We start from the raw sequence: 24,172 nt of genomic DNA, 5'->3' as shown, positions 1-24,172 counted from the left end.
CGGGAGGCCTTCGCCGTGCAGGGAATCTGGACCACGGAACGGATTCGCGAGGCGGAGGCACGGGCGTTCGCCGTCACGCCCGATGGCGAGCTGATGCGCCGGGCGTCCTTCGGGCTCTCGGTGCAGATCGCCGACCTGCTCGAAGACCACACCGGCGCGGTGGCCGGCCGCCGGGTCGTGCTGCTCGTCGGCTCCGGCGACAACGGCGGTGACGCCCTCTGGGCCGGAGCCTTCCTGCGCCGACGCGGGGTCGCCGTCACGGCGATCCTGCTCAAACCCGAGAAGGCGCACCCCGCCGGGCTCAAGGCCCTGAAGCGGGCCGGCGGCCGCGCCGTGTCCGCCGAGGACGGTCCACAGTGGATCGCCCGGGCCGACGTCGTCGTCGACGGGATCGTCGGCATCTCCGCCAGCGGCTCGCTGCGGCCGGACGCCGCGCGGCTCGTGGACCTCGTCGAAGCGCCGATCGTCGCGGTCGACCTGCCCAGCGGCGTCGACCCGGACACCGGCGCGGTCGACGGCCCCGCGGTGAAGGCGGCCCGCACGGTGACGTTCGGAGCGCTCAAGCCGGTGCACGCGCTCGCGCCGTCGTGGTGCGGCGAGGTCGTGCTGGTCGACATCGGCCTCGAGCTGACGGACCCCGACCTGCGGCGCCTCGACATCGCCGACGTCGCCGCGGCCTGGCCGGTGCCCGGCCCGGACGACGACAAGTACAGCCAGGGGGTCGTCGGCATCGCGGCGGGCTCGGCGACGTACCCGGGCGCGGCGGTGCTCGCGGCGGGCTCGGCGGTCCGCGCGACGGCGGGCATGGTGCGGTACGCGGGCCACGCGGCCGACGTCGTCCGGGCGCAGTGGCCGGAGATCATCGCGACCGGCACGGTCGCCGACGCCGGGCGCGTCCAGGCCTGGGCGGTCGGGCCGGGCATCGGCACCGGCTCCGACGGCCGTGACGTGCTGCGGCACGTGCTCGGCCAGGGCGTCCCGGTCTGCGCGGACGCCGACGCGACGACGATCATCGCGAAGTCGCCGGACGTCCTCGACGCGCGCGACCCGGACACGCCGCTGGTGCTGACGCCGCACGCGGGCGAGTACGAGCGCCTGATGGGCCGGAAGCCGGGCGCGGACCGGGTGACAGCGGCGCGTGAAGCCGCGAAGAAGCACAACGCCGTGGTGCTGCTGAAGGGGCACTGCACGGTGATCGCGGCCCCGGACGGCCGCGTGGCGGTCAACACCCCGCGCGGAGCGTGGCTCGCGACGGCGGGCTCGGGCGACGTCCTGTCGGGTCTGGTGGGCTCACTGCTGGCGGCGGGCCTGGACCCCTGGCTGGCGGCCGCGGCGGCCGCCCACGTGCACTCGCTGGCGGGCGCGATCGCGGCCCAGAACGCCCCGACGTCGGCGTCCGGCCTGGTCCGCGCGATCCCGGAGGCGATCCGTGCGATCCGCTCGCTAACGTCCTGAGAAGAGTTATCGAGTTCCCTGTTAACTCCTGGGGATAAATCTGGTAAGAATGCCGTGTGAGCGGCGGCACAGCATCCTCGGGAGACCGGAAGACCCGGCCGTCCGATGCCGTCGTCGAGCAGCGGCGGCAGGACATCCTCGACCACGTCATCGAGCAGGGCGAGGTCCGGATCGACGACCTGACCGCGCGCTTCAAGGTCAGCCTGATGACCATGCACCGCGACCTCGACGACCTCGCCGAGCGCCGGCTCCTGCGCAAGCTCCGCGGCAAGGTCGAGGCCTATCCGGCGCTCACCATCGAGACCGCCGCCCGCTTCCGCGACACGCTCCACCACGGCGAGAAGGACGCTCTCGGCGCGGCCGCCGCCCGGCACGTGCAGCCCGGCCAGACCGTCTTCGTCGACGACTCCACGACGCTCCTGCCGCTGGTGAAGCGGCTCGCCGAGGTCGACGCGCTCACCGTCGTCACGAACTCGCTGCACGCCGCGCGCCTGCTCGGGCCGCAGGTCGACGTCGTACTCGCGGGCGGCCGCTACAGCCACGAGTACGACTCCTGCGCCGGCCCCGAGGTCATCAACCTGCTGGGCAGCATCCACGCCGACGTCTCGTTCGTCTCGGTGACCGCGGTCGCCGTCGGGCGGCTCTTCCACCCCGACCGCGACTACGCCGAGCTGAAGAAGGCCGCGCTGAAGGTCGCGAACCACAACGTCCTGGTCGTCGACCACTCGAAGTTCGGCCGCACCGCCACTTACGCGCACGGCGACGTCGGCGACTACGACCTGCTCATCACCGGGGAGACCACCCCGACCGAGGAGATCGAGGCCGCGCTCAACGCGGGCACCGCGATCGAGATCGTCGAACACGTCGAGGAGGGTCAGCCGTATGACAGCTGAGCTGGTGGCCGGCATCGATTCGTCCACGCAGTCGACCAAGGTCGTCGTGTGCGACGCCGAAACCGGCGAGATCGTCCGCACCGGCCGCGCGCCGCACCCCGAGGGCACCGAGGTCGACCCCGCCGCGTGGTGGGAGGCCTTCGGCGAAGCGTCGAAAGGCCTGCTCGACGACGTCAAGGCCATCGGCGTCGGTGGCCAGCAGCACGGCATGGTGACGCTGGACGAGGACGGCGGCGTCGTCCGGCCCGCGCTGCTCTGGAACGACACGCGCTCCGCGCAGTCGGCGCTCGACCTCATCGACGAGCTCGGCGGGCCGTCGGTCTGGGCGAAGTCCGTGGGCTCGGTGCCGGTCGCCAGCTTCACCGTCACGAAGCTGCGCTGGCTGGCCGACCACGAGCCGGAGCTCGCCGACCGCGTCGCGCGCGTGCTGCTGCCGCACGACTGGCTGACCTGGAAGCTCACCGGCGGCGACCCGGTCACCGACCGCGGTGACGCGTCCGGCACCGGCTACTTCTCGCCGTCCGACAACGCCTACCGCCTCGACGTCCTCGCGCACGCCTTCGGCGGCCGGACGCCGGCGCTGCCGACCGTGCTGGGCCCGGCCGAAGCCGCCGGCCACACCGCGGACGGCGTGCTCGTCTCGGCAGGCACCGGCGACAACATGGCCGCCGCGCTCGCCCTCGAGCTCCAGCCCGGCGACGTCGTCGTGTCGCTCGGCACCAGCGGCACGGTGTTCGGCGTCGCCGAGACCGGCGCGGCCGACGCGTCCGGGGAGGTCGCCGGGTTCGCCGACGCGACCGGCCGCTTCCTCCCGCTGGCCTGCACCCTCAACGCCGCCCGCGTCCTCACCGCGACGGCCACGATGCTCGGCGCGACGCTGTCGGAGTTCGACCGGCTCGCCCTGCGGGCGGAACCCGGCGCCGGCGGCCTGACGTTCCTGCCCTACCTCGACGGCGAGCGCACGCCGAACCTGCCCGGCGCCACCGGCTCACTGGCCGGCCTGACCAGGGCGAACATGACTCCGGAGAACCTCGCGCGCAGCGCCGTCGAAGGCATGCTCTGCGGCCTGGCCGCCGGCCTCGACGCGGTGCGCGCGCACGGCCTCGACGTCCGCCGCGTGCTGCTGATCGGCGGTGGCGCCCAGTCGGCCGCCGTCCGCGCGGTCGCGCCGCTGGTGTTCGGCGTGCCCGTGCAGCTGCCCGAAGTCGCCGAATACGTCGCGATCGGCGCGGCGCGGCAGGCGGCCTGGGCCCTGGCTTCCAGTGCGGAACCCCCGTCCTGGCAGAAGAACACCAAGACGCGGCTCGAGCTGGACGAGCCGACCGAGGCGCAGCGCGCCGAGGGCCACCGGATCCAGCAACGCCACCTCGAAGCCCGCGAAGCGGCTTACGGGGTCCGGCGAGAGAACCGAGAGGACTGACCGATGGCTTCCATCACCTACGACAAGGCGACCCGGCGCTACCCGGGTTCGGAGCGCCCCGCGGTCGACGCGCTGGACCTGGAGATCGCCGACGGCGAGTTCCTGGTGCTGGTCGGCCCGTCCGGCTGCGGCAAGTCGACCAGCCTGCGCATGCTCGCCGGGCTCGAGGACATCGACGACGGCGCCGTCTGGATCGGCGACCGCGACGTCACCCAGCTGCCGCCGCGCTCGCGCGACATCGCGATGGTGTTCCAGAACTACGCGCTGTACCCGCACATGACGGTCGCGCAGAACATGGGCTTCGCGCTGAAGATCGCCGGCCGCCCCGCGTCCGAGATCAAGCAGAAGGTGCTCGACGCGGCGAAGCTGCTGGACATCGAGCAGTACCTCGACCGCAAGCCGAAAGCGCTCTCCGGTGGTCAGCGCCAGCGCGTCGCGATGGGCCGCGCCATCGTGCGGGAGCCGCAGGTCTTCCTCATGGACGAGCCGCTGTCGAACCTCGACGCGAAGCTGCGCGTGTCGACGCGTACGCAGATCGCCGCGCTCCAGCGCCGCCTCGGCGTCACGACCGTGTACGTCACGCACGACCAGGTCGAGGCCATGACGATGGGTGACCGCGTCGCGGTGCTCTCGGACGGCCTGCTGCAGCAGTGCGACACCCCGCGCGCCCTGTACGACCGGCCCGCCAACGCGTTCGTGGCCGGCTTCATCGGCTCGCCCGCGATGAACCTCGTCACGGCGAAGCTGACGGCCGACGGCGCCGAGCTGGGTGGCGGCAGCGTGCCCCTGACCCGCGAGGTCCTCCAGGCCGCCGACGGCGACACGGTCACCCTCGGCTTCCGGCCCGAGTCGCTCGAAGTGGCCAGCGAGGGCGACAACACCGTGCCGATCAAGGTCGACCTCGTCGAGGAGCTCGGCTCGGACGCGTACGTCTACGGCAAGCTCGCCGAGACCGACGCCGAGGGCACCAAGTCCAACGTCGTCGCCCGGGTCGACCCGCGCACGCCGCCCGCCATGGGCGACACGCTCCACCTGCGGATCCGCCCCGACGAGCTGCACGTGTTCTCCGCCACGTCCGGGGCGCGCCTGCCCTGACCTCGGGTCATGGGTGGCTGGAGGTCGTCATGACCTTGGCGAGTTTCAGCCCGAGGGGCGGGGTGGGCGTGCTCACGTGTGGGGCGCGGCTGCCCTGACCTCGGGTCATGGGAAACTGGAGGTCGCCATGACCTCCAGTTTCCCTCGTGCCCAGGTCGACATCGACCTCGACGCGATCCGCCACAACCTCACCCTGCTGGGCGCCCGCGCGCCCGGCTCCGCGGTGATGGCCGTGGTGAAGGCCGACGCCTACGGCCACGGCGCGCTCCCGGTGGCGCGCGCCGCGGTCGAGGCCGGGGCGAGCTGGCTCGGCACCTGTTCGCTCGGCGAAGCCCTCGACCTGCGCCGGGCCGGGATCACGACCCGGCTGTTCAGCTGGCTGGACACCCCCGACGTCGACTTCGCGCCGGCCGTCGAGGCGGACATCGACCTCGCCGCCAGCTCCCTGGGTGAGCTACGCCGCATCGCGGCCGCCACCACAGCGGGTACCCCCGCCCGTGTGCACCTCAAAATCGACACCGGGCTGTCGCGCAACGGCTGCCCGCCCGCCCGCTGGGCCGAGCTGGTCGAATCGGCGGCCGCCGAACCGCGGGTCGAGGTCGTCGCGATCTGGTCCCACCTCGCGTGTGCCGACGAACCCGGGCACCCCTCGATCGACCTGCAGGCCAAGCGGTTCGCCGACGCCTACGACGTCGCCCGCGGCGCCGGGCTCGACCCGTTGCGGCACCTGGCGAACTCGGCCGCCCTGCTGACCCGGCCGGACCTGCACTTCGACGTCGTCCGGCCCGGCATCGCGATGTACGGGCTCAACCCGGTGCCGCAGGACGAAGACCTGCGCCCGGCCATGACGTTCCGGTCGGCGGTCGCGCTGGTCAAGCGCATCGAAGCCGGGGAATCGGTGTCCTACGGGCACACCTGGACCGCGCCGCGCGACACGAACCTCGCGCTGGTGCCCGCCGGGTACGCCGACGGCGTGCCGCGGTCGCTGTCCGGGCGGATGGACGTGTGGCTCGGCGGGCAGCGGCGGCCGGTCGCCGGGCGGGTCTGCATGGACCAGGTGGTCGTGGACTGCGGTGACTACGAACCCGCGGTCGGTGACGAGGTCGTCCTGTTCGGCGCCGGTGCGCACGGTGAGCCGACGGCCCGCGAATGGGCCGACAAGCTGGGCACCATCGACTACGAGATCGTGACTTCGATGTACCGCCCGCGGGTGCGGCGCCGGTATCTGGGGGAGCGCTCGTGACACCTTCACGTCGACTGCTGGCCATCGCCGGCGGGGTCGGGGCCATTGCCACCGGGACCGCCGCCGCCGCTATCGTCGCCGCGCAGCAGCGGCGGCACAGTGAGGATCCGTACGTGGACGAGCCGCTGGGGGAGCTGAAGCCGGACCGCACGTCGACGGTCGCGGCCGAGGACGGCACGCCGCTGTCGGTCGAGGAGATCGACCCGGAGGACGGCGGGAAACCGGAACTGACGGTCGTGGGGGTGCACGGCTTCGCGCTTTCGCGGCGCTGCTGGCACTTCCAGCGTCGCGACCTCGCGTCGCTCCGGCTGCCGCGCGTGCGCCAGGTCTACTACGACCACCGCAGCCACGGCCTTTCCGGCGCGGCTTCCGCGGAGACGTCGACGATCGAGCAGCTGGCGCGCGACCTGGACTGCGTGCTGCGGTCCGTGGTGCCGGAGGGGCCCATCGTGCTGGTGGGGCACTCGATGGGCGGCATGGTGCTCATGGAGCTGGCCGCCGAGTTCCCGTCGCTGTTCGAAGACCGCGTCTGCGGGGTCGCCTTCATCGCGACGGCGGCGGGCGAGGTGGGCGCACGCGGGTTGCCGCGTTCGCTGCTCTCGAAGTACAACCCGCTGACGCGTGCGGCCGGCGGACTCGCGGGCTGGCAGCCGGGGCTGGTGGAGTTCGTCCGCGCGGCGGGCGGCCAGCTGACGCGGCAGGCGGTGCGCCGGCTGGCGTTCGGCAGCCGCGACGTCGCGCCCCGGCTCGTCGACTTCATGCTCGAGATGCTGGAAGTGACGCCGGTGCGCGGTCTCGTCAACTTCGTCGACACCCTCGGCAGCCACAACCGGTACGCCGCGCTGGCGGGCCTGAAGCACGCGGAAGTGCTGGTCATCGGCGGCGACTCGGATCGCTTCACGCCGTTCGCGCACGCCGAGCGGATCGCCGCGGAGCTGCCCGACGCGGAGCTGGTGCGGGTGCGCGGCGCCGGGCACATGGTCCAGCTCGAGCAGCCCGAGCTGGTGAACAGCCATCTGATCGACCTCCTGCAACGCTGTTCCGGTGTGGACGGCGAAACCTCGTCCCGACGGAACTGGTGGTGGCCCCGTTGACGTTCGTGTTCCCGACGCCCGAAGAAACGATGGACTTCGGCCGCGCGCTCGGCCGCGTCCTGCGCGCCGGTGACCTGGTCCTCCTGGCCGGCCCGCTCGGCGCGGGCAAGACCACGCTGACCCGCGGCATCGCGGACGGCCTGGGCGTCGGTGGCCGGGTGAGCTCACCGACGTTCGTGCTGGCCCGCGTCCACCCGGCGGGCGCCCCCGGAGTCCCCCTGGTCCACGTGGACGCGTACCGCCTGGGCGGCGACCTGTCCCAGCTGGACGACCTGGACCTGGACACGGACCTGGAACGCTCGGCCATCGTCGTCGAGTGGGGCGAGGGGTCGGCGGAGCGCCTGTCGGAGGATTACCTGGTGGTCCGCCTGGACCGCCGTGAGGACGACGTCCGCGAGATCACCTTGGAGCCGCACGGTTCCTGGGCGGACCGGACGCCGGAGCTGGTGCGGGCGTAAGTCCGCACACCGAACAAGCTGATCGGATCACGGCGGCAGAACCGCTGGAGGGCAGCGACCGCCCGGTGTCCACGGTGGTCGCTGCCCTCGGTAGCTGCTCTCAGCCGCCGTTGGACGGCTGGTAGGCCGGTGCCCGGAATGCCCTGGCGCCGGCCCCCGCGATCTTGTCGACCGCGCGCAGGAACTTCGGCCCCATCTTCGCGTTGGCCTGCCGGACCGGGTGCGTGGCCCCGAAGTCCTCCGGGTTCGCCTGGCCGTGCGCGAACATCGAGTAGATCAACACCGGCTTGCCCGCGGTGTCGAACATGATTCCCGCCTCGTTGCGGCCGTCGTTCAGCCAGCCCGCCTTCGTGGCGATCCTCGCCCGATCGGCGGACGACATCTCACGCCGGATACCGTCGGTGAACGCCACCTGCGACCGCAGGATGGACAGCAGGTAATCCGTCGACGCCGGGCTCAGCAATGTGCCCGCGACCAGCGCCTTCAGCAGGTCGTGGGTCTCGCGCGGAGTGGTCTTGCCGAGGAAGTAGCGGTTCGGGTTGGCCACCGGCGTGACCTGGGTGTTGGGGAAGCCCTTGGTCACCAGGATCTGGTTGATCTCGGCCGCCGGAACCACGAGCCCCACCAGCCGGACGCACGTGTCATCCGAAACAGTGAGGAACAGCGACAGGACGTGACCCAGCGTGAACGCGCTCGGGTACGCCTTGTCCAGGATGATGATGCCGTCGCCACCCGGCACGACGATGCTCGCCGGCACCTGGACCTGCTGGTCCAGCGTGAGCAGGCCACGGTCGATCTTGTCCATCAAGGTGACCGCGACGGCCACCTTGTTGACGCTGTACGCCTCGACGACCTCGTCGGACGCCACGTCGACGGCCACCTGGTCGGCCACGCTGATGTAGGAGTTCCAGATGCCGCCTGCCTCAGCGGCCGCGTCGTCGTAGACGCGCTTCACTCTCTGCCTGGCCCGGTCCGGTGTGGCCGGGCTGGCCTCGATGTCTGCTTCCTGCGCGTACGCGGGAGAGCCGGCCAGAATGCTTCCAGCGGCGACAGCGGTCCCCAAACCGAACGCCGCTCGCCTGTTGAGTTGATACCCCATCACGAGATCCAACCACGGATGGATGCCGTATTTCTCCAATTGGCCCCAGTCCTGATCGGACGTCGATCATCGAGCCGGACTCACCACCGCGCGGGCGACGCCCAGGTCCACCAGGTCCTGGGGCCGCAGGTGCAGCTGGTTGGCGATGGCGGGCACCTCCGACGCGGGACGTTTCAGGATCGCCGCCGCGGCCTCGGGGGATGTCACCGAGAAGTACGCGTCCGGGGTCACCCAAGTCGAGCCCGCCGCCGCGAACGCCAGCGCTCCGCCCGAGCCGCCTTCGCCGATCACCAGCGTGGTCACCGGGACCGAAGCCGTGGCGACCGCCTCGAACAGCTCGGCGATCGCGCCGCCCGCGCCCGCCTGTTCCGCCGCCGCGTCGTTGGCCGCGCCCGGGGTGTCGACCAGGGTCAGGACCGGGATCCTCAGCCGCGATGCCAGGCGCACCAAGCGGGCCGCCGTCCGGAAGCCCGCGGGTGACGTCGGCGTACCGCACTGGGCCGCGTACGCGATCGTCCGTCCGTCGCGCCAGCCGAAGCCGCACGCGACGCCGGGATCGACGCCGCCGCAGCGGTCGCCGCTGATGTCCTGCCGCCAGGCGAAGTACGCGTCGAGGTACTCGGCCGCCCGCGCCCGCTCGGGTGACCGCGCCGCTTGGACCGCTTCCCAGCCCGACGACGGCGGCGACGCCGGCCGCAGCGCGGACGGCAGCGGTGCCGCCGCCGTCGAGCGGGAAGTCAGCAGCCGCAGCCACCGTGCCAAGGCCGCGCCGAGCTCGTCGGGGGGAACGATCGCGTCGACCTGGCCCCATTCGAAATGCGCCTCCGCGGTGTACGCCTCCGGCGATTCCGGCGGCCGCACCCGCGAGCCCGCGAAGCCGACCTGCGCCTCCGGCAGCGCGAGGATGACGTCGGCGCCCGCGCCCAGCGTCGCCCAGCCGCCGCCGGTCGTCGGGTCGCGCAGCACCGAAATCTGCGGGATGCCCACCGAACGCGTCAACGCCGACGCCCGCGCCACCCGCTGCAGCTGCATCAACGCGCGCATGCCCTGCTGCATGCGGCTGCCGCCGGTCGCGATCAGCGAGACCACCGGCAACCGCGCGTCGCGGGCGTGCGCGAACGCCGCCTCGATCCGGTCGCCGGTGCGCTGCCCGAGCGACCCGCCGAGGAAGCCGAACTCGAACACGACCAGCACGGCCTCGACGTCGCCGATCTTCGCCGTCCCGCAGACGACCGATTCCTTCTCACCCGTGCGTTCCGAAGCGGCAGCGCGTGCTTCGCGGTAGCCGGGCCAGCCGATCGGGCCGTCGGCCGGCTCTTCGCGCAGCGGGGTCGGGAACTCGGCGAAGCCGGTCGCGATCGCGTCGACGACCTCGCGCGCCGGCAGCCTAGCCACCGAGCGCCCGCTTCATGACCTTGCCCATGTCGTTGCGCGGCAACGCGTCCAGGTACCGGACGACCCTCGGGCGCTTGTGCGGCGCGAGCAGCTTCGCGACGTGGTCGGCGAGCTCCTCGGCCGGAGGCGGCGAACCGGCCGGCACGATCCACGCGACGATCCGCTCGCCGAGGTCGTCGTCCGGCTCGCCGGTGACGGCCGCCTCCGCGACGCCCGGGTGCTCGAGCAGCGCGTTCTCGATCTCGCCGGCGCCGATCTTGTAGCCGCCGCTCTTGATCAGGTCGGTCGCCTTGCGCCCGACGATCTTGACGTACCCGTCGGCATCGCGCGTGGCCATGTCGCCGGTGCGGAACCAGCCGCCGTCGAACGCGGCCGCGGTCGCGTCCGGGCGGTTGAGGTACTCGGTGAACAGGTTGGGGCCGCGCACCTGGATTTCGCCGACGGTCTCGACGTCTTCGATCACTTCGCCCGCGTCGCCGACCAGCCGCAGGTCCACCCCGCGCAACGGCACGCCGACGGTGCCGGGCTTGCGCTCGCCGTCCGCGCGGACGCTCGTGTTCATCAGCGTCTCGGTCATGCCGTAGCGCTCGACAACCTGCTGGCCGGTCGCCACGGTGATCCGCTGGTGGTCGTGCACCGGCAGCGCCGCGGACCCGGAGACGAGCAGCCGGGCGCCGCGCAGCGCGTCGGCCAGCGCCGTGTCCGTGCCGACCTCGCCGGCGATCCGGTGGTACATCGTCGGGACGCCGAACAGCATCGTCGCGCCGGCCGCCAGCTCGCGCGCGACGCCGTCGGTCGAGAACCGGCCGAGGTGGCGCACCGAGCCGCCGCGGCGCAGCGGGCCGAGGATGCCGAGGATCAGGCCGTGCACGTGGAACAGCGGCAGCGCGTGCACGAGGACGTCGTCGCCGGTCCAGCCCCAGGCGTCCTCGAGGGCGTCGAGCGTGGTCGCGATCGCGCGGCGGGGGAGGACGACGCCCTTCGGCGGCCCGGTGGTGCCCGAGGTGTAGACGATCAGGGCGGGCGTCTCGGGGTCCGGCTCGTCGTACGTCCCGGCGCGCCCGCCGGTCAGGGGGATGTCGCGGCGGGGGAGCGCGGCAAGGCCTTCGGGGAGCTCGACGCCCGGTTCGGCGAGCACCAGCTGCGGCTCGCTGTCGGCCAGGATGTGCGCCAGTTCACGTTCGCCGATCTTCGGGTTGAGCGGCACGGCCGCAACTCCGGCGAGCAGCGCGGCGACGACCGCGACGCTCGTGTGCACGGTCGGAGTCGCCCACACCGCGACCCGGCCGCGCGGCAGCTCCGCGGCGAGGCCGCCGGCGACCGCGGCGAGGTCGTCGTGGGTCAGCGTGTGGTCGCCGAACCGCAGGGCCTCCCTGTCAGATCCGCCGGCGAGGGTGGGGAACATGGGGTCGGGCACCGCGGGGACCTCCCAGTGTCGAGCTCGATCCGCACGTTACCGTGCGGATCCGTCCCCTGCAGCCAACCGTCGAAGGGCCTGGTCGTAGGCTGGGACACCGTGTTGGTACTGGCGATCGATACTTCGACCCCGGCGGTGACCGCGGGTGTCGTCACGGTGGACGACAGCGGGGTCGGGACGCGCGGTGACCGCGTCACGGTCGATCCCCGCGCCCACGGCGAGCTGATCACCCCGCACGTGCTGGCCGCGGCCGAAGCCGCCGGTGTCACCCTGAAGGACCTCGACGCGATCGTCGCCGGCGTCGGCCCCGGGCCCTTCACCGGCCTGCGCGCCGGGATGGCCACCGCCGCCGCGCTCGGGCACGCCCTCGGCATCCCGGTGTACCCCGTCTGCAGCCTCGACGCACTGGCCGCCGACGTCGAGCCCGGGCACGAAGCCTTCCTGGTCATGACGGACGCCCGCCGCCGCGAGGTCTACTGGGCCGCGTACGACGCCGAGGGCCGCCGCACCGACGGCCCGAACGTCCAGCGCCCCGCCGACCTCGAGACCGGCGTCAAGGTCGCGGCCGGGGACGGCGCCCTGCTGTACGCCGCCGCCCTCGACGTCCAGCCGATCGAGCCGCGTTTCCCGTCGCCCGCCGGGCTCGTGAAGGCCGCGAAGGCCGCGCTGCTGGCGAAGGAACCGCCCGCGCCGCTGACGCCCCTCTACCTGCGCCGTCCCGACGCCGCCGAGCCCGCCGCGCCGAAACGGGTGACCGCCCCGTGAGACTCGAGCCGCTGCGCCGCATGGACATCGCCCGGTGCGTCGAGATCGAGAAGATCCTCTTCCCCGGCGACAACCCGTGGAGCGCCCGCGCCTTCCACTCCGAGCTGGACGCCGGCAACTTCTACCTCGCCGCCCGCCCGGACGAAGGCGACGAGCTCCTCGGCTACGCCGGGCTGGCCGTCGTCGGCCGCCGCCGCGGCGAGTACGAGGCGACCGTGCACACGATCGGCGTCGCCCCCGAGCACCAGGGCCAGGGCATCGGCAAGGCGCTGCTGCAGGCGCTGCTCCTGCGCGCGGACGAGTTCGAGGCGCCGGTCTTCCTCGAGGTCCGCACGGACAACACCACCGCGCTCGCCCTGTACGAGCGCCACGGCTTCGAACGGCTCGGCATCCGGAAGCGCTACTACCAGCCTTCCGGCGCCGACGCGTACACGATGGTCCGCCCGGCGCGGACGCGAGACGGGGTGGCGGGCTGATGGCACGCATCATCATGGGCATCGAGAGCTCGTGCGACGAGACCGGCGTCGGCCTGGTCCGCCTGCACGACGACGGCACGGTCGAGCTGCTCGCCGACGAGGTCGCCTCCAGCGTCGAGCAGCACGCCCGCTTCGGCGGCGTCGTGCCCGAGGTCGCCAGCCGCGCGCACCTCGAAGCGATGGTCCCGACGACTTCGCGCGCGTTCGAGAAGGCCGGGCTGGCACTGTCCGATGTGGACGCCATCGCGGTGACGGCGGGGCCGGGCCTGGCGGGCGCGCTGCTCGTCGGCGTCTCCGCGGCGAAGGCGTACGCGACGGCGCTGGACGTGCCGCTCTACGGCGTCAACCACCTGGCCGGGCACATCGCGGTCGACACGCTGCAGCACGGGCCGCTGCCGACGCCGTGCCTGGCGTTGCTGGTGTCCGGCGGGCACACGCAGCTGCTGCGCGTCGACGACATCGCATCGTCGATCACCGAGCTGGGGTCCACTGTGGACGACGCCGCGGGCGAGGCCTACGACAAGGTCGCCCGCGTGCTCGGCCTGCCGTACCCGGGTGGCCCGCCGATCGACAAGGCCGCGAAGAACGGCGACCCGGCGGCGATCGCGTTCCCGCGCGGCATGACCGGCCCGCGCGACGCGAAGTTCGACTTCTCCTTCTCCGGCTTGAAGACGTCGGTGGCGCGCTGGGTCGAGGGCGCGGCGCGGCGCGGCGAAGAGATCCCGGTGGACGACGTCGCGGCGTCGTTCCAGGAGGCCGTCGCGGACGTCCTGACCATGAAGGCGATCCGCGCGGCGAAGGAGCAGGAGATCGGCACCATCGTGATCTCCGGCGGGGTGGCGGCGAACTCGCGGCTGTCGTCGCTGGCCGCGGAGCGCTGCGCGGCGGCGGGGATCGAGCTGCGGGTCCCGCGCCCGCGGCTGTGCACGGACAACGGCGCGATGATCGCGGCGCTGGGCGCGCACGTGGTGGCGGCGAAGCGGCCGACGTCGGCGCTGGACTTCAGCGCGAACCCGGCGTTGCCGGTCGGGGTGGTCTCGCTCTAGCCCGCGGCTCCGCGGCTCCGCGGCAATCGCAGGCGGTGCTTGAGCCGGCGAAGCACGGCCTTGGCTTCGGAACCGCTCAGGTTTTCGTGCTGAGCCGCCTCGGTCCAGGTCATGCCCTCCGAAACCCGCCAGACGATCCGCCGCTGCTGAGTGGTGAGTATCCGCCGAACGCCACGGACGAGATCCCGCCTGACGATGCTGTCCTCGACGCGGGCGAGACCGGTCAGCATGTCGACGCGACTGATCACCTGCCCGTCCGCCGACGTGAGCGCCTCGTCCAGGCTGGAGATCGGCCGACCGCCGATCTCGTGCTGGGACTCGGCTTTCCAAGCACCTCGGGCCGAGGAAACGTCGGCGCGGAAGGCCCGCACCACCTCTTCGTAGTCTTCGGCCGTGATGGGGGGAAGTTGTCCCTCCGCGTACTTGAGGAGCACGTCGGCGACCGCTTCAAGGGTGGCGGTTCGCAACTGGGGCCGCGGACGGAAACCCAGCCAGCCGAAGGCGAAGTTCGCCAGTGCGCGGTGGTCACCTCTGCTGTTGAGGTCGCTTTGCCGCGCGCTCTGCGGCGAGGAGAAAGAGCCGGTACAGCAGCTTTCCGTCCAGGTCCGCCGAGTCGGGAGCGGACTGGAGGGCCGCCGTGGTCTTCCGGGTGATGGTGAGCTGGAGTGCTTCGGCCGCCCGAGTGCGTTCGGTCTGCAGCTGCGGAGCGATCCACGGCGGCACCCGCGAGTACCGGCCGACCAGGATCTCCGGATCCCGTTCCCGCAGACCTTGGGGCAGCTCTCGTGCCGCGATTTCGAAGAACTCCGCGGCTTTCCCGATCTGTGCCCGAGCCAGGTTCATCTCGGGGATGGCGAGCCGGAAGGCGTTGCGCTCCGCCGGTGGGTGGTTCGCGCTGACAGCGAGGCTTGAAATCCGGTCGGTCAGCAGCTGAAGCCTCGGTGCCAGCGCCTGTGTTCTGCTGATGAGCTGCTCGAGCCGCCACTGCGCCGAGAGCGTCACCTGATCCCGCGGCCGGCCAGGTTCACTCGGATGGAGCAGTCGCCATTGTGCGGCTACGAAGCCGCGACCTCACGCCGGGCCGGGGACCGCACGCCGAGCAGTTCCTCGATCGCCGCGACCGCCAGGACCGCCGCATTGCCTTCGCCGTAGGGGTTGCCCTCCTGCGCCGGACGCAGCTCGCCGCTCAGCAGCCGTGCCGCCGTGTCGGCGATGCGGGCCGTGTCCGTGCCGACCAGCCAGGCGCTGCCCGCGTCCACCGCTTCCGTGCGCTCGGTGACGTCACGCAGCACCAGCACCGGGGTGCCGAACGTCGGCGCCTCCTCCTGGATGCCGCCGGAATCGGTCAGCACCAGCGACGCCAGCCGCAGCGCCCGCACCAGGTCCGGGTACTCCAGCGGATCCGTCACCGTCACGCGCGGCACGCCGTCCAGCGCGGCCTCCACCTGGCCGCGGACCTCCGGGTTCGGGTGCGCCGGGAACAGCACCTGCACGTCCGGGTGCTCGGCCACGATCAGCTGCACCGCGGCCAGGGTCCGCTCGAGCGGCTCACCCCACGACTCCCGGCGGTGCGAGGTGACGAGCACCAGCCGTTCACCCGCCTCCGCGATCTCCATCTCCAGCAGCGCCAGCGCCGTGTCCCGCGCCGGCAGGTCGCGTGCGGCGATCTCCAGGACGGCGTCGACAACCGTGTTGCCCGTGACCGCGATCCGCTGCCGCGCAACGCCTTCCGCGCGCAGCTCCGCGGCCGCGCGCAGCGTCGGCGCCAGGTGCAGCGCCGCGAGCCGCGACACCATCTGCCGCGCGCCCTCCTCCGGGAACGGCGCCGCGAGGTCGTGCGTGCGCAGCCCGGCTTCGAGGTGCACCACCGGGATCCCCAGCCAGAACGCGGCCAGCGCGCCCGCGAGCGTCGTCGTGGTGTCGCCCTGGACGACGAGCGCGGCCGGGGCGTGCCGGCGCAGCGCGTCGTCGAGGGCGGGCAGCAGGCCCGCCACGAGCTCCGCCTGGCCGCCGGTGATCCGCGGCGGCACGTCGAGCCACGCGTCCACGGCCAGCCCGAACGGTTCCAGGGCCTGTTCCACCATGCCCGCGTGCTGGCCGCTGTGGACCAGGACCGGCCGCAGCGCCGGGTGCGCCGCCAGGGCCAGCGCCAGTGGCGCGAGCTTGAGCGCTTCCGGCCGCGTCCCGGCCAGCAACATCACATCCACCCCGCGGTGCCCCTTCTCCACATCGTCCAGTGTCCAGCAATTTCCCACCTGCGGGGCCGCCGGCGTGCGAGGGGCACACGCCGGCGGGCCCGATCTCACTCCCGCGCCTGGGAGAGACGGCGGTTGCGGCGGTGGACGGCGATCAGCGCGACGGTCCCGAGCAGGACCAGGAGCACGCCGACGGCCAGCCACCACCCGATGTCGGCCCCGGTGGCGGCGAGGGTGCCCACCCCGCCACCGGCCACGCCGACGCCCGCGCCCGGCATCTTGTACATCGCGGCCTCGCTCAGGCCTGGGCCGCGCGGCGCTTGCGGATGATGCGCGTGCCGACCGGCAGCGCGACGGCGCCGAGCAGGCCGAGCCCGATCCACAGGCCGGCTCCGGACGCCAGCGGCATCGGCGGTGCGGCCGGGCCGCAGGTCGCCGACGACACCACGACGTCACCCGAGCCGAGCGCGTTGAGGCCCTCGCCGAGCAGCTTCACGTGGACGGCGTTGACCGTGAGGCTGCCGTCGGAGTTCTTGATCTGTTCGTTGAGGATGATCGTCGCGACGTTGAGCGCGCCGAGACCGACCTTGATCTGCGTGTTCGCCGCCGGGGTGGAGTCGACGTCGCCGACGCTGCCGAGGTTCGCGCCGACCAGCTTCGTGCTGCCCTCCACGCCCTTCTGCGTCGCGGTGCAGACGGCCTCGACGAGCTTGACGCCGACGTCGCCGAGCGCGGCCTTGAGCAGCGGCAGCCCGACGTCGGCGGTGCTCGCCTTCGCCGTCACCGCCCCGGAATTGTCGTCGCGCTTGGCCTCGGTGTTGATCACACCGGTGGTCAGGACGCCGGTCAGGTCGACCTTCGCCAGGCTGTTGCCGGTCGGGCCGGCGGTGTTCGCGGCCGCGAACGGCCCCGCCTTCACCGCCTGCTTGCCGAGCAGCTTGACGTCGACCTTGACGCCGTACGCGGACCCGTCGCCGGGGGCCGCCGAAGCGGGGGCCGCGCCGGCGAGCACGACGCTCGCCACGACCGCGGCGAGCAGTCCGCCACGGCGCACGAGGGAGCTCTTCATCAACTGATCCTCCGAATTCGCTGGATTTCTCGGGGGTTTCGCGTGACCGCGGCGCGGATGGAACCGGCTTGCCTCGACTCGGCACGCGAATCGACTATCGCGAAGTGCGGTCCGAATAGCACACAAAATTTCCCGAATCACCGGATCGGGTATCACCGGACGCCGTTTCCGCAGGTCGCCTTCGACGTCACTCGATCGGCGTAACAAGTTCGGCTTCGGTTCAACCGATTGGGGTGCCCTTTCCACCCCTCCGGGTGGAAAGGCCGTGCACACATGTCTTACGCTCGCCCGGGGTCCGCAGCTTGATCCAGAAATCGACACCGAGAGGAACGTCGTGGCCGTAGCGAGCGCTCCGAACTCAGGAATGGCACGGTTTCCGCTGGTCATGGCGCTCAGTGCGCTGGCCGCAGCGGGTGTCGTGGTGGTGCTGGCCGAGCGGTTCTACCGGGAGCTGGAAGTACGGCTCGCCGGCGCGATCCTCGACCTCGTCACTACATCGGGTGTTTATGTGGCACCCGATCGGGAGACCGTTTACTTTGGGTTGACCAGCGCTACTCCGTTCGGGTTGAGAATGACGCCGGAATGCTCTTCGGCGTTCCTTTTGCTCCCGCTGCTCGTTGTGACCATGGTCATGGTGTACTTCCGGCCCGCCAATGCGCGGCGCCTGTTCTTTTCGCTCGGTATTGCGGCCGTGGTCGTGGTGCTGGCGAACCAATTGCGCATTCTCACGATCGTCGGGCTCGTGCACCGGTTCGGCACCGACGAGGGCTACTACTGGGGACACACCCTGCTCGGCTCGATGGTGAGCGTGTTCGGCGGTGCCGTCTCGCTCGTCCTGTTCGTCTGGCTCGCCACGCGAAAGAAGAAGGCATGAGCGTCAAGGTCCTGCTGGCGATCACGCAGGCGTTCGCGCTGACCATGAGCGTCGCGTTCCTCGTCTACGTCGTGGTGATCGTGGTGCCGTACCTGCGGCGCAAACCCGGCCCGGTAGGCGATCCGGCCGACTTCACGTGGCACTTCTTCGTGCCGTGCCGCGACGAGCAGACGGTCATCCGCGAGACCGTCCGCTACCTGCGCACGACGTTCCGCCGGGCGCACGTCTGGGTCGTCGACGACGACTCCGACGACCGCACCGCCCGCGTCGTCCGGATGCTGTGGCGGCGCCACGGTGGGTACGACCCGTACCTGCACCTCGTGCCGCGCACGCGTCCCGAGGCCAGGACCGGCAAGGGTGACGCGCTCAACGCCGCCTACCGGGCCCTGAACGACTGGATGGGACCGGACGCCTCGCGGGACGACGTCGTCGTCGTGGTCGTCGACGCGGACGGCCGCCCGGCGCCGAACTGCCTGGAGGTCTGCGCGGCCGACCACCTCTTCGGCGACGCCGAGATCGGCGCGGTCCAGCTCGACGTCTGGATGAGCAACGTCGGAACGCCGCCGCCGTCGCGGAACCCGGCGGGGCGGTGGTTCGGCCTGAAACTCGCGCAGCTGCAGGACCTGGAGTTCCGGACGGCGATCGCGGCGATCCAGACGTCCCGCGGGTTCACCGGCACGATCTCGATGGGCGGCAACGGCCAGTTCACCCGGCTCACCGCGCTCGACTCCATCGCGGGCGCCACCGAAGAGCCGTGGCGCGGCTCGCTGCTGGAGGACTTCGAACTCGGCGTCCACCTGCTGACGGCGGGCTGGCGCACCGGGTTCACCCCGGATTCCCATGTGGCGCAGGAAGGTCTGTACAGCCTGCGGCGGTTCCTGGTGCAACGCACGCGGTGGGGCCAGGGCACCATGCAGTGCGCCCGGTACCTGCGGCGGATCTGGGACTCGCCGCACGTCAGCACGCTCGGCGCGGCGGAGATGATGTACTACCTCGCCCAGCCGTGGCTGCAGCTGCTCGGCTCGCTGCTGTACCCGATCCCGTTCGTGCTGCTGGTGGTGAGCACGGCGGGCGACCCGGCGCAGATGTGGACGTGGTTCACCGGCGGCGCCTGGATCCTCTTCGCCATCTACGGCTCGTTCGGGCTGCTGCCGTTCCTCGTCTGGGGCCCGATCTACCAGCTGAAGTGCTTGCGCAGCAAGAACATCCTGCGCGGCATCGGCCTGGGCTTCGCCTACGCGGCGTACATCTACACGTTCTACGTGACGTCGTGGCGCGCGCTGTTCCGCCTGGTCCGCGGGCGCAACGGGTGGGCGAAGACGCGCCGCAACACCGAGCAGGCGGCCGGGGTGAAGGTCGCGCTCGACGCGTGAGCGCGACCTCCACCGGACCGGTCTAGAACGCCGGCGCGATCCGGACGTCGTCCGCCTTGACGAACGCGATCCGGTGCCCGAACTGGATCTGGACGTACTTGAGCTTGCCCTTCACGACCACGTGGTCGGCCGGGTCGAACGTGGTCGCCGAGTAGTACTCGGAGCCGACCGTCCCGCCCGAGGAGTACTTCTGGCCGGCGGAAAGGGTGTACGGCAGCGGCGTGATGGCCTGCGCCGGCACGTTCGCCGGGTAGGCCTCGGGCTCGGGGTAGGCGCGCCCGTACACCGGCACCGACGCGACGCCGGGCTTCGGCGTCACGACCCAGCCGATCGCGGGCTTCGCGACGCGCGCGTTCCGCGGGTTGTGGAACCAGCCCTTCTGCCCGAGGTACCAGATCGCCGTCCAGTCGCCGCTGACGCCGGCGACGGCGTACTGCTGCCCGGTCGCGGCGCGGCTGCCGACGTCGGAAACCTCCATCGTGGACGCCGTGCCCTTCGGGTGCAGGCCGACGTCGACCAGCAGCGGTGACGCCTCGTCGGGCTGCGAGTGCAGCACGACGGCCTCCGAGCCGCGCGGCACGCAGGCCGTGCCGGGGCCGTCGCAGCCGGTGAACGCAGGCTGGTTCTTCGCGAAGTCCGGGTCGATGGTGACCAGCGACGAACCGGGCAGGCCGAACCCGCCGAGCGGCGCGCCGAGCAGGTCGAAGTAGTGCGACCAGTCCCAGTAGGGACCCGGGTCCCAGTGCATGCCCGGGATCGTCGCGGGGGTCGTGCCCGGCACGTTGTCGTGGCCGATGATGTGCGCCCGGTCGAGCGGGATGCCGTACTTGCGCGCGAGGTAGCCGACGAGCTTCGAGCTCGACCGGTACATCGCTTCGGTGTACCAGGTGCCCTTCGCGGCGAAGCCCTCGTGCTCGATGCCGATCGACTTCGCGTTGACGTACCAGTTGCCCGCGTGCCAGGCGACGTCCTTCGTCGGCACGTGCTGCGCGATCAGGCCGTCGTTCGAGCGGATGGTGTAGTGCCAGCTCACGTACGTCGGGTCCTGGGCGAGCTTCAGGACGTTGTCCCAGTAGCCCTCGGTGTCGTGGATGACGATGTGGTCGATCTTCTGGCCGGCCGGCCGGTTCGCGAGGTCGTGGTTGCCGTAGTCGTCGTTCGGCAGCTCCTGGTACGGCGCCGGCACCGACTCGCAGGCGACGGTCCGGGGGCATTCGACGTTCGACGGGTTCGCCGCGTGCGTCGGCAGCTGCAGGTCCGGACTCGCGGCGAGGGTGACCTGCTGGCCGTCGTCGGTGGTCCGGGACACGCCGCTCTTGAGGGTCTCGAAGACCTCGTCGGCGAAGGTCTGCGCGGCGGCTTGGTCCCTGGAGCCGCTGTAGCGCGCGACGGCGCCGTACCAGTCGCTCTGGCCGGCGTGGTACTTCGCGAGGAGGGCGGCGCCCCCGCGGATGTTCTGGGTGGCGTCGGTGCGCAGGGTCGCCGCGTCGGTGCCGATGAGCTGCGCGGCCTCGTCGACGGTCTGCAGCTCCGGCGGCGGGGCGGCCGGCCCGGCCTGCGGGTGCAGCGCGGGCCGCGCGTCGTCGCCGCGCGGGTCCTCGATGCCTTCGTCGTGGTGCGAGCCGCCGGTGCCGGCTTCGCGCAGGTCGGTGAGGTGCATCGGGCCGTAGCCGGCGGACGTGCTGGGCGTGCCCGCGTTGAAGTCCCACCGGGACTCCAGGTACGAGACGCCGAGCAGCACGTTCTGCGGGACGCCGAACTCGCTCGCGGCGGCGGCGAAGTCGTGCTGCCGCTGCTGCTGAGCGGCCGGCCCGGCCTGAGCCGGCGCGGCGGCGAGACCGGAGAGGAGAGCGACGGCGGCGGCCAGCGCCGCCGTTCTCGGAACAGGGCGGGACATGGGCATAAACCCCCAGGGTTCAGGTGCCAGACGGTGAGAACCTAACCAGAAACTCACCCCGGGGGTAAGAGGGCGCCGCTAGCCGCCCGGCAGGGTCAGCTGGCGGCGGTGGAAGCCGAAGTGCCGGGTGGGGAACCGGTACACGTCCGCCAGGGTCATGTAGTCCTCGAAGAATGGGTCCCACCGGGTCGGGTAGTGCATGCCCCTGGCCAGGTCGTCGTCGGTCTCGCCGTCGAGGCGGCGGTGCAGGGCCGCGACCGTCCGGTCGAACAGGGCGAGCATCCACCGCCGCGGCAGCACGGTGCCGGCCAGCCAGGAGCCGGCGAAGTTGACGGCGTCGAAGGGCACGGTCCCGGCGTCGAGCAGCCGTGCGAAGCGACGGCTCGCACCGTCGGGCAGCCGGTCGAACAGCCGCACCAGCCCCAGCAGCGCGCGGATGATCAGGTAGCCGAGCAGCATGTGGAACAGCAGCTGCCGGTTGGTCCAGCGCGTGCCCGCGCTCCGGCGGCGCAGGTCGCTCGCACTCGCCCGGTCCAGCAGTTCGTGGAAGGCGTCGCGCGCCTGGTCCAGTTCCTCGTGAACGGCCGTCTTGTCCACCTCTGGAGTGTCCTCCGTCACGGCGCGAAAAGGAACGGAAGAGGCCGGTCAGGGGCGCCGTCGCACGTAAGGAGCACCCTCCTTGCACGACTGGCACTCCCGTGGCTAGAGTGCTAATCGCACGGCCCGACAGCCCCGGCACCCGCGACGGCGGGGGTGGTAGAGCCGTAACCACATCCTGCCAACGCTTTCGACAACCGTGGAGGTCAACCCGGTGAGCGTGAACATCAAGCCGCTCGAGGACAAGATCGTTGTCCAGACGAGCGAGGCCGAGGAGACGACCGCTTCCGGCCTCGTCATCCCCGACACCGCGAAGGAAAAGCCCCAGGAGGGCAAGGTCCTGGCCGTGGGCCCGGGCCGGATCGACGACAAGGGCAACCGCGTCCCGCTCGACGTTTCCGTCGGCGACGTCGTCATCTACTCGAAGTACGGCGGCACCGAGGTCAAGTACAACGGTGAGGACTACCTGATCCTGTCCGCCCGCGACGTGCTGGCCGTCATCAACTGACGTCCGCTCGCAGCGCATGACGCCCCGGGCCCCGCACAACGCCGGGGAGCGGGGCGTTCTTGCGTTCTAGACCCACCGAAAGGTAAGCGGAAAACGCTATGCCCAAGCAGATCAGTTTCGACGAGGACGCTCGTCGCGCGCTGGAGCGCGGGGTGAACAAGCTCGCGGACGCGGTCAAGGTCACCCTCGGCCCGCGCGGCCGTCACGTCGTGCTCGACAAGAAGTTCGGCGGCCCGACCATCACCCTCGACGGCGTGACCGTCGCCCGGGAGATCGAGCTCGACGACCCGTTCGAGAACCTCGGCGCCCAGCTCGCCAAGAGCGTCGCCACGAAGACCAACGACGTCGCCGGCGACGGCACCACGACCGCGACCGTGCTCGCGCAGTCGCTGGTGAAGGTCGGCCTGCGCAACGTCGCGGCCGGCGCCAACCCGACCTCGATCGGCCGCGGCATCGAGGCCGCCGCGGAGAAGGTCATCGAGGTCCTCAAGGCCAAGGCCACCCCGGTCAAGGGCCGCGAGAACATCGCCCAGGTCGGCACGGTCACCTCCCGTGACGCCAACATCGGCGCCCTGCTCGGCGAAGCCGTCGAGAAGGTCGGCGAAGACGGCGTCATCACCATCGAGGAGTCGTCGACCCTGGCGACCGAGCTGGTGATCACCGAGGGTGTCCAGTTCGACAAGGGCTTCCTCTCGGCGCACTTCGCGACCAACCCGGAGGAGCAGAAGGCGATCCTCGAGGACGCCTACATCCTGCTCGTCCGCGAGAAGGTTTCGTCGCTGGCCGAGCTGCTGCCGGTGCTCGAGAAGGTCGTCGAGGCCAAGAAGCCGCTGCTGATCATCGCCGAGGACGTCGACGGCGAAGCGCTGTCCACCCTCGTGGTGAACTCGCTGCGCAAGACGATCACCGCCGTCGCGGTCAAGGCGCCGTTCTTCGGCGACCGCCGCAAGGCGTTCCTGGACGACCTCGCGGTCGTCACCGGGGGCGAGGTGATCTCCGCGGAGATCGGCCGCAAGCTGTCCGACGTCGACCTCGGCGCGCTGGGCAAGGCCCGCCGGATCGTCGTCACCAAGGACGACACCACGATCGTCGACGGTGACGGCACCAAGGACGCCATCGCCGGGCGGGTCGCGCAGATCCGCAAGGAGATCGAGACGACCGACTCTGACTGGGACCGCGAGAAGCTGCAGGAGCGGCTCGCGAAGCTCGGCGGCGGCGTCGCGGTCATCAAGGTCGGCGCGGCCACCGAGACCGAGCTGAACGAGCGCAAGCACCGCATCGAGGACGCCGTGGCTTCGACCAAGGCGGCCGTCGAAGAGGGCATCCTGCCCGGCGGCGGTTCGGCTCTCGTGCACGCGGTCAAGGAGCTCGAGGGCTTCCTCGGCCTCGAGGGCGACGAGGCGACCGGCGTCAAGATCGTGCGTGACGCGCTGTCGGCCCCGCTGTTCTGGATCGCGACCAACGCGGGCCACGAGGGCGCGGTCATCGTCAACAAGGTGCGCGAGCAGGGCTGGGGGCAGGGCTTCAACGCCGCCACCGGCGAGCTGACCGACCTGCTGGCCGCCGGCATCGTGGACCCGGTCAAGGTGACCCGGTCCGCGGTGGCGAACGCCGCCTCCATCGCGCGTCTCGTGCTGACGACGGAGTCGTCGATCGTCGAGAAGCCGGTCGAGGAAGAGCCCGCCGCGGCGGGCCACGGCCACTCGCACTGATTTCGACGGGACGGGGCGGCACTCCTGCTGGGGTGCCGCCCCGTTTTGCGCGTTCCCGCCCTTGAACAGCACGGAGGGCGGCACCCCACCC

General features: G+C 71.8%; 24 protein-coding genes. 14 read left to right on the top strand and 10 right to left on the bottom strand.

Translation table 11 applies throughout. The features are described 5' to 3' along the window. Nucleotides 1-15 precede the first annotated feature (15 nt). From ACH54P_RS25775 to tsaE, 7 genes are all read left to right on the top strand, one after another. Nucleotides 16-1,455, top strand: a complete 1,440-nt coding sequence (locus ACH54P_RS25775; protein WP_489905954.1) for an NAD(P)H-hydrate dehydratase — start codon at nucleotides 16-18, stop codon at nucleotides 1,453-1,455. A gap of 56 nt (nucleotides 1,456-1,511) precedes the next feature. After that, a complete protein-coding gene (locus ACH54P_RS25770) occupies nucleotides 1,512-2,348 on the top strand; it encodes a DeoR/GlpR family DNA-binding transcription regulator (protein ID WP_489905953.1) in 837 nt (278 codons plus the stop codon). After that, the gene (xylB, locus tag ACH54P_RS25765) at nucleotides 2,338-3,768 is read left to right on the top strand and encodes a xylulokinase (protein ID WP_489905952.1); all 1,431 of its coding nucleotides are present in this window, start codon (nucleotides 2,338-2,340) and stop codon (nucleotides 3,766-3,768) included. The genes ACH54P_RS25770 and xylB overlap by 11 nt, the downstream gene beginning before the upstream one ends. Before the next feature lie 3 nt (nucleotides 3,769-3,771). Further along, a complete protein-coding gene (locus ACH54P_RS25760; RefSeq protein WP_489905951.1) occupies nucleotides 3,772-4,863 on the top strand; it encodes an ABC transporter ATP-binding protein in 1,092 nt (363 codons plus the stop codon). Between the two features lie 127 nt (nucleotides 4,864-4,990). Continuing rightward, complete coding sequence (gene alr, locus ACH54P_RS25755) at nucleotides 4,991-6,106, top strand: alanine racemase (protein WP_489905950.1); 1,116 nt, start codon at nucleotides 4,991-4,993, stop codon at nucleotides 6,104-6,106. After that, nucleotides 6,103-7,200, top strand: a complete 1,098-nt coding sequence (locus ACH54P_RS25750; RefSeq protein WP_489905949.1) for an alpha/beta fold hydrolase — start codon at nucleotides 6,103-6,105, stop codon at nucleotides 7,198-7,200. The genes alr and ACH54P_RS25750 overlap by 4 nt, the downstream gene beginning before the upstream one ends. Beyond that, nucleotides 7,197-7,658, top strand: coding sequence for a tRNA (adenosine(37)-N6)-threonylcarbamoyltransferase complex ATPase subunit type 1 TsaE (tsaE, locus tag ACH54P_RS25745; RefSeq protein ID WP_489905948.1), 462 nt, complete (start codon nucleotides 7,197-7,199; stop codon nucleotides 7,656-7,658). Before ACH54P_RS25750 ends, tsaE begins: the two co-directional genes overlap by 4 nt. A gap of 100 nt (nucleotides 7,659-7,758) precedes the next feature. On the opposite strand, the gene ACH54P_RS25740 is transcribed toward tsaE, so the two are convergent. The 3 genes from ACH54P_RS25740 to ACH54P_RS25730 form a co-directional block, all read right to left on the bottom strand. Beyond that, complete coding sequence (locus tag ACH54P_RS25740; RefSeq protein ID WP_489916636.1) at nucleotides 7,759-8,721, bottom strand: serine hydrolase; 963 nt, start codon at nucleotides 8,719-8,721, stop codon at nucleotides 7,759-7,761. Between the two features lie 102 nt (nucleotides 8,722-8,823). Next, a complete protein-coding gene (locus ACH54P_RS25735) occupies nucleotides 8,824-10,152 on the bottom strand; it encodes a carboxyl transferase domain-containing protein (RefSeq protein ID WP_489905947.1) in 1,329 nt (442 codons plus the stop codon). Continuing rightward, entirely contained in the window at nucleotides 10,145-11,569 is a 1,425-nt protein-coding gene (locus tag ACH54P_RS25730) for an acyl-CoA synthetase (protein WP_489905946.1), read from the bottom strand. The genes ACH54P_RS25735 and ACH54P_RS25730 overlap by 8 nt, the downstream gene beginning before the upstream one ends. A 99-nt stretch (nucleotides 11,570-11,668) precedes the next feature. On the opposite strand from ACH54P_RS25730, the gene tsaB reads away from it, so the two are divergent. Genes tsaB through tsaD form a run of 3 tightly spaced genes read left to right on the top strand, consistent with a single transcriptional unit; the run spans nucleotide 11,669 to nucleotide 13,856 of the window. Further along, nucleotides 11,669-12,334 (top strand): tRNA (adenosine(37)-N6)-threonylcarbamoyltransferase complex dimerization subunit type 1 TsaB, encoded by a 666-nt coding sequence (tsaB, locus tag ACH54P_RS25725; RefSeq protein ID WP_489905945.1) that lies wholly within the window; start codon nucleotides 11,669-11,671, stop codon nucleotides 12,332-12,334. Next, entirely contained in the window at nucleotides 12,331-12,810 is a 480-nt protein-coding gene (gene rimI / locus ACH54P_RS25720; RefSeq protein WP_489905944.1) for a ribosomal protein S18-alanine N-acetyltransferase, read from the top strand. Before tsaB ends, rimI begins: the two co-directional genes overlap by 4 nt. Then, entirely contained in the window at nucleotides 12,810-13,856 is a 1,047-nt protein-coding gene (tsaD, locus tag ACH54P_RS25715) for a tRNA (adenosine(37)-N6)-threonylcarbamoyltransferase complex transferase subunit TsaD (protein WP_489905943.1), read from the top strand. Before rimI ends, tsaD begins: the two co-directional genes overlap by 1 nt. Here tsaD and ACH54P_RS25710 read toward each other — a convergent pair. The 5 genes from ACH54P_RS25710 to ACH54P_RS25690 all read right to left on the bottom strand — a co-directional run bounded on the left by ACH54P_RS25710 (nucleotide 13,853) and on the right by ACH54P_RS25690 (nucleotide 17,120). Next, a complete protein-coding gene (locus tag ACH54P_RS25710; RefSeq protein WP_489905942.1) occupies nucleotides 13,853-14,290 on the bottom strand; it encodes a hypothetical protein in 438 nt (145 codons plus the stop codon). The two genes, tsaD and ACH54P_RS25710, sit on opposite strands and share 4 nt — an antisense overlap. Before the next feature lie 91 nt (nucleotides 14,291-14,381). Then, nucleotides 14,382-14,858, bottom strand: a complete 477-nt coding sequence (locus tag ACH54P_RS25705; protein WP_489905941.1) for a hypothetical protein — start codon at nucleotides 14,856-14,858, stop codon at nucleotides 14,382-14,384. 53 nt (nucleotides 14,859-14,911) lie between these two features. After that, the gene (wecB, locus tag ACH54P_RS25700; protein WP_489905940.1) at nucleotides 14,912-16,063 is read right to left on the bottom strand and encodes a non-hydrolyzing UDP-N-acetylglucosamine 2-epimerase; all 1,152 of its coding nucleotides are present in this window, start codon (nucleotides 16,061-16,063) and stop codon (nucleotides 14,912-14,914) included. A gap of 95 nt (nucleotides 16,064-16,158) precedes the next feature. After that, nucleotides 16,159-16,338 carry an LAXTG motif-containing small protein gene (locus ACH54P_RS25695; RefSeq protein ID WP_125307442.1) on the bottom strand — a complete coding sequence of 60 codons (180 nt, stop codon included), beginning with the start codon at nucleotides 16,336-16,338 and terminating at the stop codon, nucleotides 16,159-16,161. An 11-nt stretch (nucleotides 16,339-16,349) separates the two neighbouring features. After that, nucleotides 16,350-17,120, bottom strand: a complete 771-nt coding sequence (locus ACH54P_RS25690) for a choice-of-anchor protein CoaP (RefSeq protein ID WP_489905938.1) — start codon at nucleotides 17,118-17,120, stop codon at nucleotides 16,350-16,352. A gap of 364 nt (nucleotides 17,121-17,484) precedes the next feature. Here ACH54P_RS25690 and xrtP point away from each other — a divergent pair, with 364 nt between their 5' ends. Further along, nucleotides 17,485-17,994, top strand: a complete 510-nt coding sequence (gene xrtP, locus ACH54P_RS25685) for an exosortase P (protein WP_489916634.1) — start codon at nucleotides 17,485-17,487, stop codon at nucleotides 17,992-17,994. Beyond that, complete coding sequence (locus ACH54P_RS25680) at nucleotides 17,991-19,367, top strand: XrtP-associated glycosyltransferase (RefSeq protein WP_489905937.1); 1,377 nt, start codon at nucleotides 17,991-17,993, stop codon at nucleotides 19,365-19,367. The genes xrtP and ACH54P_RS25680 overlap by 4 nt, the downstream gene beginning before the upstream one ends. Before the next feature lie 22 nt (nucleotides 19,368-19,389). On the opposite strand, the gene ACH54P_RS25675 is transcribed toward ACH54P_RS25680, so the two are convergent. Beyond that, nucleotides 19,390-21,264, bottom strand: coding sequence for an N-acetylmuramoyl-L-alanine amidase (locus tag ACH54P_RS25675; RefSeq protein ID WP_489905936.1), 1,875 nt, complete (start codon nucleotides 21,262-21,264; stop codon nucleotides 19,390-19,392). Between the two features lie 78 nt (nucleotides 21,265-21,342). Next, nucleotides 21,343-21,861, bottom strand: coding sequence for a DinB family protein (locus tag ACH54P_RS25670; RefSeq protein ID WP_489905935.1), 519 nt, complete (start codon nucleotides 21,859-21,861; stop codon nucleotides 21,343-21,345). Nucleotides 21,862-22,075: 214 nt separating this feature from the next. Here ACH54P_RS25670 and groES point away from each other — a divergent pair, with 214 nt between their 5' ends. Together groES and groL are read left to right on the top strand one after the other, a co-directional pair. Continuing rightward, complete coding sequence (gene groES, locus ACH54P_RS25665) at nucleotides 22,076-22,369, top strand: co-chaperone GroES (protein ID WP_007031106.1); 294 nt, start codon at nucleotides 22,076-22,078, stop codon at nucleotides 22,367-22,369. A gap of 98 nt (nucleotides 22,370-22,467) precedes the next feature. Continuing rightward, the gene (gene groL / locus ACH54P_RS25660) at nucleotides 22,468-24,081 is read left to right on the top strand and encodes a chaperonin GroEL (protein WP_489905934.1); all 1,614 of its coding nucleotides are present in this window, start codon (nucleotides 22,468-22,470) and stop codon (nucleotides 24,079-24,081) included. Nucleotides 24,082-24,172 lie beyond the last annotated feature (91 nt).

This window comes from Amycolatopsis sp. N2S4-7, assembly GCF_058119595.1.
Note: the sequence above shows the minus strand (reverse complement) of the source record. Positions and strands in the feature narration are given on the sequence as shown.

Coding starts and splice junctions, on each gene's coding strand:
- ACH54P_RS25675 (WP_489905936.1), bottom strand. CDS start 21,264: ATGTCCCGCCCTGTTCCGAGAACGGCGGCGCTGGCCGCCGCCGTCGCT.
- tsaD (WP_489905943.1), top strand. CDS start 12,810: ATGGCACGCATCATCATGGGCATCGAGAGCTCGTGCGACGAGACCGGC.
- xrtP (WP_489916634.1), top strand. CDS start 17,485: ATGGCACGGTTTCCGCTGGTCATGGCGCTCAGTGCGCTGGCCGCAGCG.
- ACH54P_RS25760 (WP_489905951.1), top strand. CDS start 3,772: ATGGCTTCCATCACCTACGACAAGGCGACCCGGCGCTACCCGGGTTCG.
- xylB (WP_489905952.1), top strand. CDS start 2,338: ATGACAGCTGAGCTGGTGGCCGGCATCGATTCGTCCACGCAGTCGACC.
- ACH54P_RS25690 (WP_489905938.1), bottom strand. CDS start 17,120: ATGAAGAGCTCCCTCGTGCGCCGTGGCGGACTGCTCGCCGCGGTCGTG.
- groL (WP_489905934.1), top strand. CDS start 22,468: ATGCCCAAGCAGATCAGTTTCGACGAGGACGCTCGTCGCGCGCTGGAG.
- ACH54P_RS25695 (WP_125307442.1), bottom strand. CDS start 16,338: ATGTACAAGATGCCGGGCGCGGGCGTCGGCGTGGCCGGTGGCGGGGTG.
- ACH54P_RS25680 (WP_489905937.1), top strand. CDS start 17,991: ATGAGCGTCAAGGTCCTGCTGGCGATCACGCAGGCGTTCGCGCTGACC.
- alr (WP_489905950.1), top strand. CDS start 4,991: ATGACCTCCAGTTTCCCTCGTGCCCAGGTCGACATCGACCTCGACGCG.